Source organism: Robertmurraya dakarensis (assembly GCF_900156875.1).
GTDB classification, from domain to species: Bacteria; Bacillota; Bacilli; order Bacillales; family Cytobacillaceae; genus Robertmurraya; species Robertmurraya dakarensis.
Window position 1 is genome coordinate 1,897,245 of sequence record NZ_LT707409.1, and the last position, 14,628, is coordinate 1,911,872.

Genomic DNA, 14,628 nt, shown 5'->3' on the forward strand with positions numbered 1-14,628 from the left:
GGAGAGTGTTATCATGCACGATTTAATATTGAACGTTTTTGAAATACTATCAGACTATGGCTATATCGGAATTGCACTTGGGTTAATGGTTGAAATCATCCCCAGTGAAATCGTACTAAGCTACGGAGGTTATTTGATTTCAAGAGGCGATATTCATTTTATTGGTGCTTTAATCAGCGGAGTAATTGGCGGGACATTGGCTCAAGTTTTTTTATATTGGATCGGTTCCTATGGGGGAAGACCTTTTTTGGAGCGCTATGGAAAATATCTTTTCATTCACGAAAAACATTTAGATGCGTCAGAACGTTGGTTTGAGAAATATGGAACGGGTGTAGTTTTTACAGCAAGGTTTGTTCCTGTAATTAGACATGCCATTTCGATTCCAGCGGGGATCGCAAAAATGCCCATTCACCATTTCACATTACTAACCATGGGAGCAATGGTTCCATGGACTGTTCTATTCCTCCTTCTAGGTATAGAACTCGGTGATCATTGGCAAATGATTGAATCGTATGCACGTCCATTTTTGTTCCCGATTATTGGGATTGCCATTGCTTCTTTTTGCTGCTATTTCCTTTATATAAAGATTAAAAAACAATAAAAAATTTGCTGAATTTGCCTGTAGAATTTTTCCATAAAACTTTATGAAATATTAATAAAAAAACTATTTCATTTTAGAATTTTTTTTAGTAATATACATAAAGTAAATACATTTAAAAACAAAAAAGATTGTTATTAAATACAACTAGGGAAGGCAAATGGTGCGCCACCAGTTAAGCTGGTTCTAGTGGGTTCGATTCCCACCCCGAAATTTTTTTGCAACATTATAAAAAATTTCGAGGGTGGGTCTAGTCTCTTTCATATGGGATTAGTCTGTCCTCATCTGGAGGCTATCTCATGTTAAAGAAACGTGATCTTCACGATGGTCATGCTTTGTACGAACTGATGACTCACCCAGAAGTCTTCCCTTTCGTGCGTCAAAAAGCATATTCATATGATGAATTCTTATTTTTGACAAAGAAAACGATTGAATCAGAAGAACGCGGCGAGCTTATTTCCCGCACCATTCTTGATGAGTGGGGAAATCCAATCGGGACCATTAATCTCTTTGATTTACAAGAAAAATCTGGCTTTCTAGGAACGTGGATTGGTAAACCATACCACGGGAAAGGCTATAACAAAATTGCCAAGGACGCCTTTTTTCAAGAATTATTTTATGAATTAGGTATAGAAACGGTTTTTATGCGTATTCGCAAAGAAAATATCCGGTCTCAAAAGGCTGCTGAAAAACTTCCATATGTGATTTCCGCCAATGAGACAAGAAAAGCGATTTATGATACTTTAAACCAGGACGGGGATATCTACAATTTGTATGAAATTCCAAAAGATTTGTATACACTTCATGTCATGCGTCAGGGTGTTCAAGAAGAAGAACAGTCTCAGTTGTTAGAGGCATAATAGTAAAAGGCGTTCCACTTTTGGATCGTCTTTTTTTATTGGTTTTAAACATAAATCGCCCTCCTCTATGATTTTAACTGTATAAAAGTAAATAATCTGCCCTTCAAATTATGTGATATAATTCATTGGATACCTGAAAAAAATGAGGTAAAAACATCATGAATAAAACGAATCATAAATCACAAAAGGTAAAACAGCTTTTGATCATCTTAATTCCGATTTTAATTACACAGTTCGGAATGTTTTCAATGAATTTTTTTGATACAGCAATGTCAGGGCAGTTCGGACCAAAAGACCTGGCAGGAGTAGCGATTGGTTCATCAATTTGGGTAGCCGTGTTTTCCGGACTAAGCGGAATTTTACTCGCTGTTACACCTATTGTGTCACAGCTCATTGGGGCCCGGAAGAATGATAAAGTAGCCTTTAATGTCATTCAGGCGATCTACTTAGGGTTAGCTCTTGCAGTATCGGTGATCCTTGTAGGAGCTGTTGCTCTGAATCCAATCCTTAACAGTATGAGCCTCGAAACAGAAGTGAAGCAAATCGCCCATGATTATCTGGTCGCATTAAGCTTTGGAATCATTCCCGTGTTTGTTTATAATGTATTGCGTTCCTTTATTGATGCTTTAGGCAAAACAAAGGTATCGATGATGATTACACTAATGGCACTTCCGCTTAATATTTTGTTTAATTACATACTGATTTTTGGGAAATGGGGATTTCCTACATTAGGAGGCGTAGGTGCTGGATACGCTTCTGCTATTACTTACTGGATCATCACAATTATTTCATCCTTCGTGATCATAAAACACCAGCCGTTCGTAAACTTTAATATTTTCTCAAACTTTTATTCTATTTCACTGAGAAAATGGAAGGAAATATTAATCATTGGTGTACCAATTGGGCTGGCGATTTTCTTTGAAACAAGTATTTTTTCTGCTGTAACCCTATTATTAAGTGTTTTTGATACATCTACCATTGCCGCTTATCAAGCAGCCATGAACTTTTCGTCGTTTCTTTATATGGTACCGTTAAGTATTTCGATGGCATTAACGATTGTAGTGGGATTTGAAGTGGGGGCAGATCGCTTACAAGATGCGAAGGAGTATAGCTGGATTGGCGTAGGAATGGCAATTGCACTTGCACTTATTTGCGGAATCATATTACTTTTATTTAGAGATGAAATTGCTCGCATATATTCAACAGATGACAAAGTACTACAGCTTACAGCTCACTTTTTACTGTATGCCCTGTTCTTTCAATTATCTGATGCAATACAGGCACCTATACAAGGCGCATTACGGGGGTATAAGGATGTTAATGCCACCTTCATAATGTCACTTATTTCTTATTGGATTATCGGACTGCCTCTAGGCTATTATTTAGCTAATTTTACTTCCTTAGGACCTGACGGGTATTGGATTGGGTTAATTTGTGGTCTGGCTGTTGGCGCCACTTCTTTATGCGGCAGACTCCTTTTTGTTCAAAAGAAAAAGTTTGTATTAAAGCCTTCGCTTGCATAAAAAAGACAAAAGACCATTTTTGCACTGAAAATGGTCTTTTTCACTTCATAAAATAAAAAATTACTTATATATTTTTCCAAGTACATCTTTTCCACCTGTGACAGGGATAATACTTCCTGTGATAAAACTTGAATTCTCATCAACTAAAAAAGCGATGACACGTGCTATATCTTCACCTGTCCCTGGTCTTCCGATCGGAGAATCGCGGTCAACAACCGAAAAAGCTTCCTTTATACCTTTCTCTTTCCACTCACCGATAATATCGCCCGGACAGACCATATTCGCGGTAATTCCAGTACTTGCTTCTTCAAGCGCAATCGTCTTGGTTAAGGAAGCCAAACCAGTCTTCGCTGCAGCAAAGGCGGAACGAAATACCCATCCAGGCGTTGATTCTACACGATCAAATCCAATTGTAATGATTCTGCCCCATCCCTGCTCTCTCATATGTGGAATTAAAAGCTTTGATAAATAGAATACAGTATTTAAATTCCCATTTATCATATAATTCCATTCATCAAATGTATACTCTGTCATTTTTTTTCTTTCATGTATGTATGGTCCCGCATTATGAATCAAAATATCAATCTTTGAAGAAAACTCTTGTGCTTCCTTAACTACCTTCTCACAGTCAGACAGTTTTGCAATATCCCCCTGAACAGCAATGTTTCTTGTTCCGTACGTATTTCCTAAGTATTTCACAAGCTCGATAGCTTCTTGCTCACTGCTTCGGTAATTTATCACGAGATCAATCCCGCTTTTGGCTAGCTGCACGGCTGTTCTTTTTCCAATACCCTTTGCTCCTCCGGTGATTAAGGCGGTTTTTATTTTCACCATTGATTACCTCACAATTAATTATTTTCTTCTCTCCTATCACTATACTAAAAAGAACAGTGTTGATATGCAAACAATTCGTATTTTCTTTGTAAAATGATCCTGCTTAAAACATAACGTGTAGACGATTACCTGCATATGATGGGTAATATCATTAATCTAAGCTGACATCAATGATAAGAAAAGTATCTGAAAGGATGGCCTATATGTTTCCATGGAATTCTTTCCCTTTTAATAAAGACACAAAGAAAATGTTAGAACAAATGAAACCGGCTGAGATTGAAAAGTATGTTCAAGAAATGATGGGAAAAATGTTCTCACAGCAAACTCAAGGATCATCGGTTCCCCCAGATTTTCTAAAAAGCTTCGACAACACCATAAATCCTTCACAGGAAAGAAATCATGATGTTGGACTACAAACATCAGTCTTCGAAACACATCATGATGTGTTTGTAATGATACCGATAAAAGATCCTAATTGGCTTAAAGAGATGAAGCTATTTTATACATCAAATCAATTGATTATAGAACATATTCCAGAATATGAAAATAAACAGGTCGTGACCCTCCCATCAATAGTTAAGAGAAAGGGGGCGACCGCCCATTTGAAGGATCAGGTATTGGAAGTTAAGATCCCGAAAAACATTGATATGCAATACTCTGAAATTGATATAAAAGAAATTTATTAAAGGAGGGAAACAAGTTTGGATCTAGAGAAATTAAAAGAATGGTTAGAAGTGGCAAATCTATATCAACAAGGGCAATTTTGGAACGTTTATCAGCAAAAAGACGGTCAGTCCGGTTCTTCTGCGCATGTCTTACAAGAGATTTTTCCCCGCTGTGATGTTTATGATTTTGAAAACAATTTGATCCTAGAAGCAGAATTACCTGGTGTATCAGCAAACGAGATAGAAGTAACAGTTGAAAATGGTCAATTAGTTTTGAAAGGTGAATGTAAAACGCTGAAATCAACACTTCAATACTATCTAAAAGAACGACCTAATCGTAAATTTGAAAAAACGATTACCCTTCCCTACCCCGTGGAAAGCAGCAAAAAGAAATGCAGCTATAAGGATGGTATTTTTACTATTCATCTTCCTAAGAAGAAGCAGGAAAAAAGTGTACTTATTCCTATAGTGGAATAAGTATTTTATTTTGTTCATGAAAAAAGAGCAGCCGTTACAGCTGCTCCTGTTTTTTATTTACCAATAAATTGTTGTGTCCAGTAGTTTCCAGATTCAACATAACCGACTCCGATATGGGTGAAACTTGAGCTTAGGATATTTTTTCTATGGCCCTCACTATTCATCCATGCTTGTACTACCTCTGCTGGTGAGCGCTGACCCATCGCAATATTTTCTCCTGCAGCTTTGTAAGATACTCCAAATTGCTTCATCATGTCAAATGGAGATCCATAGGTAGGACTGTTATGTGAGAAATATTGATTTCTTTGCATATCTAAAGATTTTTCACGGGCTACTTTACTTAGTGCTGTATCTACTTTAAGCGGAGCAAGTCCATGTTTTGCACGTTCTTGGTTTGTTAAGTTGATAACTTCTTGTTCATACGCATTTAATTGATACTCTGCAGATTGTTCTGCTGGTTTTTGTTCCGGTGTTTGCTGCTGATTTGTTGGTGTTGTTGGTTGTGCCGCTGGCTGCTGTTCTGGCTGCTTTACTGGCTGCTCAACATCTTGCTTATTTGACCATTGAAACTGGTAGTTTTTAAAGTAGTTTTGCAGGAACTTATTGATGCTTTCAGCATTTAGATTTCCTGCTTGATAATAGTAAACTTTTGTTTGTTCATACTGGTGGTTTGCTGCTTCTGCTTTATCCAAGGCTGGACTAGAAAAAACCAACGCGGCAGCCGTTGCTGCAGATAATAAAATTTTCTTTTTCATTTTCATTTTGTACCCTCCAATAAGGCTTTCGTTTTTACACGAGTATCATAACATGAGTTTTTTGTAATATTTGAGGGAGATATTTACAGTACACTATTTTAGATACTTAATATAAAGACAACAATAGTTCATGTTTCGAAGATTAATATTGTTATTACTAGAAAAGATGAGAGAGGCTGGGAAATATTATATTAAAATAAAAAATGGTGGAATTTTAAAAAATTACCATATATTAACCTAAAATATATATTGACAACTTTTTTCCTCGTCGTGGTATATTTCAACTATTACCTTCATGTAACAACTATTAGTGAAGTTCGTTTTTTATGAACGTTCTATAACAAAAAAGGAGAAGGCAATGATTGCGCCTTCTCTTTTTCTAATATTATCAATGGTCCATGGTTTCATCTTCCATATCCATATTGTTTTGTGAAGAAGAATCCCCTTCAGGTTCACTCGGCTCACCAACAACAAATTCCTTTTTTGGCATATTATGCATACTTCTTCCTGTTACATGTGAAATGATATAATAGGTTCCTTCACGCTCAAAAGTTTTTTCTAATCGATAAATCCCATTTTCAGCATGCTCAATTTCGAATTTTTCATGATCTTCGTCATGAGCACGCCAAATTTCAAATGCGACTTCATCAGCATCTGTTACTTCTTCACTTCCATAAGTAACTTTCGCCTCAAATGTCACCGTTTCATTGGGCTGCGCATTTTCCGGAGAAATCGTTAAATCGACCTCTAAGAATTGAGGCTCATCTATACTTTCCTCACCGGCACATGCGGTTAACAATAACATTCCAAAGCATACAAAAAACCCTGCAAGCATTTTCTTCATTACGTCTGCTCCTTTTTTATTACATTATCTTTGTCTACAATATCATAATTGCTACTCTTTCATTTGTACAATTGGCAAGATTACTTCTACCTTTGTCCCTTTTCCCCAATCACTTTCAATTTTTAATGAACCGCCATGAAGAGTAATAATTTTTTTAGAGATCGCCAGTCCTAAACCCGTTCCACCATTGGCTCGAGTTCTAGCCTTGTTTACACGATAAAAACGGTCTGTTATATGATCTAAATCTTCCTTAGGAATCCCAGTACCCGTGTCTTCTATTGAAAGACTGCAGCCTCCTCGAAATTTTTTTAAAGTAATCGAGATTCCTCCTTTCTCTGTATATCTTAAAGCATTATCCATTATATTTTGAATAACTTGTTCAATTCTTCCTTCATCCCCAAGAATAATAATGTCCGGATCTAAGTCATAAGATAACTTCACACCTTTTTCATTCATAGTAATATTGTACTTCTGGGTTGAATCCTCTACTAGCTGTGCGAAAGGCAGCGGTATTTTTTCCAACTTAAATTCATCTGCCTCCAGCCTTGATAAGTCCAGCAAATCACCTACAAGACGGTCCATTCTTTTGGATTCCCGCGCAATAATCGACATGTATTTTTCCTTGTCTTCTTTACTTTTTGCAATGCCTGATAATAGTGCCTCACTGTACCCCTTCACATAACTAAGCGGAGTTCGAAGTTCATGAGAAACATTGGCTAAGAACTGTTTCCGTCTTTCATCCTCCTTTTGGATAGAAGATGACATATGGTTAAAAGCAGATGCCAGCTGACCAACTTCATCAGCAGAATGAATAAAAACTCTGGCCGAATAGTCCCCTTGTGAAACTCGATTTGCGGCATCAGTCATTTGCTTTAATGGCTTGGTTAGTTTCCTAACCAAAATGGTTCCAATATAAAAAGAAATAACCATAAATAGCAACCCGGCGATGTACCATAAATACGTAAAATCCTTCGTCAATTCGGAAATTTTCGCTAACGGAACATATAAATAAATAATCCCCTCCAGCCGATTCTGGTCGAGCAGCGGTATAATAACCGCCATAATCTCGCGGTCAAATCGTTCCTCATAGCCCATTTTTTTTATCGCTTCACCATTAAGAAGCTGCTCTCTTTCCTGAGGCTGAATTAAAGTCTCATAATCAATTTCAAAAGGAAGACAGGCACTTAATTCCCTTGGGTTGCTCACGACAAAGACTTCGGATTCGTTCTTTGAATTATACCATTCAACATTTTTTCTTATTTCATCTGAAAGAGGTCCTCCTTCATAATCTAGTGCAAGTCTATTTCCTTCTGCTAACAAAGCATCTTCAACATTTTCTACATACAATTTTTGATAAAACAAATTGGATAACATAAATGAAAATACCACCGTAATCAGAATGGATGCTGTAATGGCCAGCCATATTTTCACTGTGAGTGTAGGCGAATATTTTTTCATTCATTTGGTACCTCAAACTTATAGCCTATTCCCCAGACTGTTTGGATATAATCTCCTGCTCCAAGCTTCATACGGAGCGTTTTAATATGCGTATCCACCGTCCGTAAACTCCCTGAATAATCTAGTCCCCAAATTTTTTCTAATAGCTGCTCTCTGCTTAAAGCTTGATTCTTATTTTTCACAAAAAAGAGGAGCATCTCATACTCTTTCAAAGTTAGCGGTACTTGATTGCCATCAACTGTTACCGTTCTACCCTTAGTATTAATAAAGATCCTGCCAATTTTATTTGGCTGTTCGATGGCTTCGACACTTCCAGTCCTTCGCAAAACTGCATGAATTCTTGCCGTCAACTCACCTGGACTAAATGGTTTAACAATATAATCATCGCCGCCCAATTGGAGTCCTTTCACTTTGTCCCACTCTTCTCCTTTTGCGGAAAGAAATATAATAGGTATGTTTGATTTAGCCCTAATCCTCTCACATACTTGAAAGCCATCTTCCTCAGGCATCATAATATCTAAAAGAATGAGATCAATATGTTTATCTTCTATCATTTGATACGTTTCGCTTGCATTACCAGCCTGTGAACAAGTAAAACCCGCGTTTTCTAAATACATTTGCACCATATCGCGCATATCCTCTTCATCGTCTACGATTAACACATGGAGGTTCTTCATCACTTATTCTCCCCTCAAAATTAATTGAAACGGGCCTCTTCCTACTGATACTGTTTTTGTTATCTCTAAAGTATCAGCGTTAATAAAATGAATATCATCGCTATCATAGCCAGCGATTATTAAAGATTCACCTAGGACGGTCATTTCAAAAGGATTCGCACCAACTTTGGTCGAATCAGCAACTTTGCCTTCACTATCAAGCTTGTATAATGTATTTGAACCATGACTCAGTACATAGATAAATCCATCTTTTTCCTGAAAGTTTATTGGCATGAGTGGAGCTGGGATTTGCTTAAGCAGTTCACCTGTCACTGTATCATATACATGAATATTAGATTCCAGCTCAGTTCCTTCCCCATGACCGCCAATCCATATTTCTCGCTGATTTTCTCTTAGGACAGCACCTGCTGCTGAAGGATGGATAGGAAAACTTGTGATTTTTTTGGTTGAGTTCTCATCTATTACAGTAAGATTCTCAGCGTTAAAACTTATCACATATAGTTTTTCCGTTTCTTGATTTTCAAATAATGTTAACGGATTTGCTTCTGTTTTAACGACTTCGAGCTCCTGGCCAATCGTATTGTAAAACCTTACTGCGTGTAAGGATTGATCAGCAAAAGCAATTTGATTGCCTCCTTTAAGTAACTTACCGTTAACGATCCCTTTTCCTAATTCCCAGCTGGAGACTTTTTCACCATTCCTTAATGAGAATAAATCAACGTTATCTAACTGTTTTCCATATAAGAGAAGGGTATCACGATCAGGAAGTATGAGCCCGCCTGTATAGGGCTTTTCCATTTGCCATTCTGCTATCTTCTCTTTTGTATCAACATTAATGAAAGAAACTGACATATCTTTAATATTTACGGTGATTAAGACATTTTGATCTTCAGAAATGGAAGGATATTGATCATCTGAACAGGATGTTAAAACCAAAATCAACACTACCATCATCAACTTAATAAACCATTTCATCCTTCAATTATCTCCCTTATGAAAATCCATTTCCTTAATTTTATCTTATTGTTGTGAGAAATCTGTGAAGTTGTTATGAAAGTTTCTATACGCAAAAAAAAATTTGGCGAACTGTATACAAACTACTTCTTCAGTTGTTCTAGCAGTTCAATATGTAGATTGATCAGATTAACTTTATCTTCTTCAATTAATTCAGACTGTGTGATTCTCTTTACAGCAAAAAAGAATTTTTCATGTTTATTTTTCCTAATTCGAGGATGTGAATTTTCATCTAATAATTCTCTTTTAATAGCATCAATTAAAGTTTGCTCACTATTGTCCTCAACTGCTAGTACACGGTTATTCCAAAGTTGACGGTACTGATTCAATAAATAATTATAATCGGCCATTCTAGTAATCTCCCTATTGTTTATTGTGATTAACGCGCGGTCATCACCCTTGTATTTTTACATAAAAAAGGTTGTAGTAGCAAAAAATATTAAAAAATCTCATCACAAAGGAGGATAAAAATGAACTCTCCCTATTGCTGTCCTAATTGCAAAACAAACAGAAGCAGGTTTAATATTATTCGCCAAGAAGCACAAGCGGTGAAGCTTGATCCCCAGACCGGGAATGTTATCGAGGAGTATAATGATCAACCTTTAAGTCCTTTTCATTTATCGTATAACGGTCCAAGCTATCGCGTTCAATGTGCTTCTTGTGGACTAATTGAAGATGAAAGAACATTTATCAAATTTGGTGAAAGATAGAAAAAGGCTGCCATTTGTCAGGCAGCCCTCTCCTTGTTCTTAACCTTATCTGTTCTTTTCAAAAACCTTTCAAATCCATTTTCATCCATGAATTTTTTTGTATCAACTTTCCACCCATCTAAGCTAGAAAATCTGGCTAATTGGATACTTCCCCTGAAGGTCTTTCTTCCATACTTCTTTACATACCAATCAACCTCTATTGGGATGATTAACAGCCATTCATTAGTTAGGTCTTCTTCTGGCAGCATAGGCATATTTATGATTGAAACATTTTCTATTGATGATAATAATTTGTTCCAGTCTTTCCCATGTTCCAGCGAAACCAAGTTGATGATGGTTTCATCACGTTCTTTTATACCGGCAATAAAGGCACTTGTAACTTCGTACGGATCTGCCGTTTGCAGATGTTTCTCTAGCATGCCTGCTGCTTTTAAAATCATCAGCTTATGTGATAAATCCATGAAATTGGATCGATGTGTCTTACTACCATAAAAATGGATACAAAAATGACCAGGGAAATTATTTTTCAATGCTCCGACACCATGTGGCATTCCATGCATGGATGCAGCAATTTTTTTTTGATCATGTAAGACGACAATAGCCCTTCGTTTCCAGCTCCATTTTCCATGATAAATTTCCTTCATTATTTTCGTGTCTTTAGAGGTTAAAGGCTGTACATCTGCATGCTGACTCCCAGCTCTGCGCTGAACTTTAAACTCTTTTCCAGTCTCAAGATCTCTAACTGTAAATTTCGTATATTTGGGGAGAATATCATTGACCTGCTCCCAAGGAATCATTTCTCCTTTAATACGTTCATTTTTTTCTTGATCTCTTGAGGCTGAAACTGAACTTGTTCCAAACATTAGGATACTGAGCACAATCGCTAAAAAAATTTTCATGTCCTTCATCTCATCTTTTTATTGGGATTAAATTCATATAAAAAGTTTCCCCTAAGAGAAAGTGAACATTCTCATTTTTCTAGATTTCCAACAATTTCGAGTTACTGATCTTCTTCAAGCTTTATTAACTCTTCTTCTATCCTTGCCCAATTTATATTTTCACCAATAAATACTAAATTTAAAGGATAATTCATTTCTTCTTTAAAATACAGCGGCATCCCATAGGAATATTGGAATAAGTACGGTAACTGCGAATGATCAAATTTGATGTATCCTTTCATTCGATATATACCTTCTGGCAAATTTAATAGAAATTCTTCAAAATTACTGTGTTTGATTGGTTTCTTAAATTTATGAACAAATGTGCTTAAGTTCAAGTCAATTCGAACATGCGACTTTGCAGCATCACTTTTTGTTCCTAATGACAGACCTCTGATTTGCTTCATAGATACCCTTGAATAGGATGTAAGCAGAGCAAGACCCTGTTGATTGATATTTTGAATTTCTAGAGATACTTGTCCTTTCTCAGCTTCAGTCAATTCATCACTTCTATTAATAACAATTAGGTCTCCGTGACGTATTTGCTCTAATAGAAGTTGTTGAATTTGAGGACTTAGTTCCCTTCTCGATAACCACCTTTTCCCGTCCAAGATAGAGATGATCCCTTTTATTGATAACTGATCAGCAAACAGGGGTGAAAGAACAGCATCAAGGACTTCAACTGGATGCGCAGCACCTGTCGATTCAATATAAATTACATCCGGCCTTTCCTTTGCCAGTAATCCTTGCAGCTGAGCTTCAAGTTTATCCTGAATGGTACAACAAATACAGCCATCAAGTAATTCCTTTAACGGAACATCCTCTGAGACAGCATTCGAATCGATCGATACCTCTCCAAGTTCATTCATCATAACAGCTACCTTACGGCCTTGTTCAAGTTCATCCGCAATTAATTGTTTAAGAAGAGTTGTTTTTCCGCTCCCTAAGAAGCCTGATAGTATATAAATTTCTGTTTTAATCAATGGTTTTACCTTCCTTTACTACTTCAATTCTTTCTTCGTACATTTCTTCTAAAATACAAGTTAACTTCTGCTCAAGTTCATGGGCATTATACTCGGTTAAGTAGCCAATTTTATCAAACATATCCTGTTTAAGTTTCCAAATTGGAATATAGGCATTAGGATAGTATTCTTGATTTTCCACAAACCCAACTTCAATAGACGATTCATAATGATCATCAAATATATGATTTGGACCAGCTTGTTTCCCTTTCTTATTTCTAATTAAGCTGACCGTCAACTCGACATGCAGTTTTAAAAATTTAAGGCTAAATGCAGCTTGCAGCCCTTCACATATTGAAATGCAACTTTTTTCTAATCCAAGAATCTGTTCCTTGAGCTGCTCATCAAATTTCACTACTTGAAGCAAGCGTATCACCTCTTTATCTTACAGCTCTTAATAAAAGAAAAATAACTCCAATCTCTAAGGAGTCATTTTAGCTTATTTCCAATTAGCTTACAAATAAAATAGACTTTGTACAAAAATAACCCTCCAAAAACTTGGAGGGTTTATTGTTTAGTTTGTGATTTTTTCTTTCAGTAACTCTACTGCTTCTTTAATTTGTGTATCATTATTTACGATTGTTTGTCTTAGATTTTCCATTAATGCTATGGTTGTTTCCCCAGTTAGTATCCCGTTTTCTTCAAGGTTTTTAGCCTTTTGGAAAGCAATTACAGCTTCTTCAGTTTTCTCATCAAAAAATCCATCGTTCCTGCCGGGATCAAATCCAAGTGCAATAAGCATTTCTTGTGCAGTCTTTACTTGTGATGAAGAAACAGATAATTTTAGCACTTCATCAGGATTGATAATAGGTAAGGACGCATATTCAGGGAGTGCTACCTCCAAGTCAGGCTTAATTCCTTTTTCATGTATCCAGTTCTCATTAGGAGTTAGCCACTTTTCAGTTGTGAACTTAATGTTGGAGCCATCTTTAAAGCTCTGAGCTCTTTGGACAGTTCCTTTTCCAAACGATTTTTCACCAACTAGTGGAACATTTGCTGACTCACTTACAGCTCCAGCAAGAATCTCAGATGCACTTGCACTACCTTTGTCAATGACCACTACAAGCGGAACATCGTATTGGTTGGTGCCGCTTGATCTCATTTCCTCAATATTTCCATTGCGATCTTCAATCTTAAAGATAACTTCTCCCTCTGGAACAAACATACTCGAAATCTTAATTGCCTGGTCTAGAAGACCGCCTGGATTTTGTCTTAAATCGAGAACGAGTCCTTTCATTCCTTGTTCCTGTAGGTCAGTTAAGATTTCAATGAGCTCTTTTGACGTATTTTCGGAAAAAGTAGTGATTTGTACTTTTGCTATTCCGTCTTCTAGCATTTCTCCATACACCGTTTCGAGCGGGATCGTGTCTCGGACAATCGGTATCGTCAGAGGGTCTTCTATTCCCGGCCTTTGGATAACTAGTTCAACTTTTGTACCTTTTTCTCCCCTGATCAGCATAACCGCTTCTGTCGAGCTCATACCCTGTATGCTTTCTCCATCAACGGATAAAACCTTATCATTCGGCTTTAAACCAGCTTTTTCTGCAGGAGAACCTTTGAGAGGTGATACAATGACAATAAAGCCATCTTGTTCTTGTATTTCAGCACCAATTCCCTCGAATGAAGACGAAATGCTATCATGAAAGCTTGCTGCTTCTTCTTCATTCATATAATCGGAGTATGGATCATCTAGCGATTCTACCATTCCATTTATTGCACCATTAACGAGCGTACTCTCGTCTACTTCTTTGTAGTAACTATCTTTAATCGTGTCAAAAGCTGTATACAGCTTTTCAAATTCACTTCTTTCTGCGGCCACCGGTACTGCCTGCTCGTCACCAAATGCTAATGCGAATGTTGTAATACCGGCAGAAACAAAAACAATAAAAAATAGAAGCATAACAAAGTGAAACTTTTTCATTTGAATGAAACCGGATTGGTTATCAGTCGATTCTTCGTTTAATTTTTCATTATCCAAACCCTTCACCACTTTCATTTCTGTAAAGCCTGATCACTTTAACTAATTTTTCCTTAAGAAGCTGTTCAATACCTTATTTCTTAAGCCCTATAATATTTAGAATAACATTTTTATATTTAAATTAACAAAGAAAAGTGTACAGTCCTTTAATAAAATATGAACAAACTATTACAGTTAAAATGAATACCATTTCATAGCAGGATTTAAAAAGACAGGCCTGTTTTTCAGCCTGCCTCTATTGTTAGCAATAATAACTCAATCCATTAACACAGCCT

Annotated in this window: 17 protein-coding genes; 6 read left to right on the top strand and 11 right to left on the bottom strand. The window is 36.6% G+C overall.

What is annotated here, in order from left to right; translation table 11 throughout:
* The first annotated feature begins 13 nt into the window (after positions 1-13).
* From uptA to CZ487_RS17865, 3 genes are all read left to right on the top strand, one after another.
* Positions 14-601, top strand: coding sequence for an undecaprenyl phosphate transporter UptA (gene uptA, locus CZ487_RS17855; protein ID WP_077213640.1), 588 nt, complete (start codon positions 14-16; stop codon positions 599-601).
* Positions 602-897: 296 nt separating this feature from the next.
* Positions 898-1,458, top strand: a complete 561-nt coding sequence (locus tag CZ487_RS17860) for a GNAT family N-acetyltransferase (protein WP_077213641.1) — start codon at positions 898-900, stop codon at positions 1,456-1,458.
* A gap of 158 nt (positions 1,459-1,616) precedes the next feature.
* Entirely contained in the window at positions 1,617-2,981 is a 1,365-nt protein-coding gene (locus CZ487_RS17865) for an MATE family efflux transporter (protein ID WP_077213643.1), read from the top strand.
* A 60-nt stretch (positions 2,982-3,041) separates the two neighbouring features.
* Here the strand turns inward: CZ487_RS17865 and CZ487_RS17870 are convergent, their stop codons facing one another.
* Complete coding sequence (locus CZ487_RS17870; RefSeq protein WP_077215374.1) at positions 3,042-3,812, bottom strand: SDR family oxidoreductase; 771 nt, start codon at positions 3,810-3,812, stop codon at positions 3,042-3,044.
* Positions 3,813-4,018: 206 nt separating this feature from the next.
* On the opposite strand from CZ487_RS17870, the gene CZ487_RS17875 reads away from it, so the two are divergent.
* Together CZ487_RS17875 and CZ487_RS17880 are read left to right on the top strand one after the other, a co-directional pair.
* Positions 4,019-4,501, top strand: coding sequence for an Hsp20/alpha crystallin family protein (locus CZ487_RS17875; RefSeq protein ID WP_077213645.1), 483 nt, complete (start codon positions 4,019-4,021; stop codon positions 4,499-4,501).
* 15 nt (positions 4,502-4,516) lie between these two features.
* Entirely contained in the window at positions 4,517-4,957 is a 441-nt protein-coding gene (locus CZ487_RS17880) for an Hsp20/alpha crystallin family protein (protein WP_077213646.1), read from the top strand.
* Between the two features lie 53 nt (positions 4,958-5,010).
* On the opposite strand, the gene CZ487_RS17885 is transcribed toward CZ487_RS17880, so the two are convergent.
* The 6 genes from CZ487_RS17885 to CZ487_RS17910 form a co-directional block, all read right to left on the bottom strand.
* Positions 5,011-5,718 carry a CAP domain-containing protein gene (locus tag CZ487_RS17885; RefSeq protein ID WP_337189751.1) on the bottom strand — a complete coding sequence of 236 codons (708 nt, stop codon included), beginning with the start codon at positions 5,716-5,718 and terminating at the stop codon, positions 5,011-5,013.
* Between the two features lie 382 nt (positions 5,719-6,100).
* Positions 6,101-6,556, bottom strand: a complete 456-nt coding sequence (locus CZ487_RS17890) for a FixH family protein (RefSeq protein ID WP_077213647.1) — start codon at positions 6,554-6,556, stop codon at positions 6,101-6,103.
* Between the two features lie 51 nt (positions 6,557-6,607).
* On the bottom strand, positions 6,608-8,014 hold the full coding sequence (locus CZ487_RS17895) for a sensor histidine kinase (protein ID WP_077213648.1): 1,407 nt from the start codon (positions 8,012-8,014) through the stop codon (positions 6,608-6,610).
* Entirely contained in the window at positions 8,011-8,691 is a 681-nt protein-coding gene (locus CZ487_RS17900) for a response regulator transcription factor (RefSeq protein ID WP_077215376.1), read from the bottom strand. The genes CZ487_RS17895 and CZ487_RS17900 overlap by 4 nt, the downstream gene beginning before the upstream one ends.
* A gap of 3 nt (positions 8,692-8,694) precedes the next feature.
* Positions 8,695-9,666 (bottom strand): YncE family protein, encoded by a 972-nt coding sequence (locus CZ487_RS17905; protein WP_077213649.1) that lies wholly within the window; start codon positions 9,664-9,666, stop codon positions 8,695-8,697.
* A gap of 122 nt (positions 9,667-9,788) precedes the next feature.
* On the bottom strand, positions 9,789-10,055 hold the full coding sequence (locus tag CZ487_RS17910) for a hypothetical protein (RefSeq protein ID WP_077213650.1): 267 nt from the start codon (positions 10,053-10,055) through the stop codon (positions 9,789-9,791).
* 120 nt (positions 10,056-10,175) lie between these two features.
* Here CZ487_RS17910 and CZ487_RS17915 point away from each other — a divergent pair, with 120 nt between their 5' ends.
* Positions 10,176-10,415 (top strand): DNA alkylation repair protein, encoded by a 240-nt coding sequence (locus CZ487_RS17915; RefSeq protein ID WP_077213651.1) that lies wholly within the window; start codon positions 10,176-10,178, stop codon positions 10,413-10,415.
* A 17-nt stretch (positions 10,416-10,432) separates the two neighbouring features.
* Here the strand turns inward: CZ487_RS17915 and CZ487_RS17920 are convergent, their stop codons facing one another.
* The 4 genes from CZ487_RS17920 to CZ487_RS17935 all read right to left on the bottom strand — a co-directional run bounded on the left by CZ487_RS17920 (position 10,433) and on the right by CZ487_RS17935 (position 14,353).
* Positions 10,433-11,314 carry a hypothetical protein gene (locus tag CZ487_RS17920; protein WP_077213652.1) on the bottom strand — a complete coding sequence of 294 codons (882 nt, stop codon included), beginning with the start codon at positions 11,312-11,314 and terminating at the stop codon, positions 10,433-10,435.
* A gap of 101 nt (positions 11,315-11,415) precedes the next feature.
* Positions 11,416-12,336, bottom strand: coding sequence for a CobW family GTP-binding protein (locus CZ487_RS17925; RefSeq protein ID WP_077213653.1), 921 nt, complete (start codon positions 12,334-12,336; stop codon positions 11,416-11,418).
* Positions 12,329-12,742, bottom strand: coding sequence for a hypothetical protein (locus tag CZ487_RS17930; RefSeq protein WP_077213654.1), 414 nt, complete (start codon positions 12,740-12,742; stop codon positions 12,329-12,331). Before CZ487_RS17930 ends, CZ487_RS17925 begins: the two co-directional genes overlap by 8 nt.
* A 147-nt stretch (positions 12,743-12,889) precedes the next feature.
* The gene (locus tag CZ487_RS17935) at positions 12,890-14,353 is read right to left on the bottom strand and encodes a lmo1851 family serine protease (RefSeq protein ID WP_237562915.1); all 1,464 of its coding nucleotides are present in this window, start codon (positions 14,351-14,353) and stop codon (positions 12,890-12,892) included.
* Positions 14,354-14,628 lie beyond the last annotated feature (275 nt).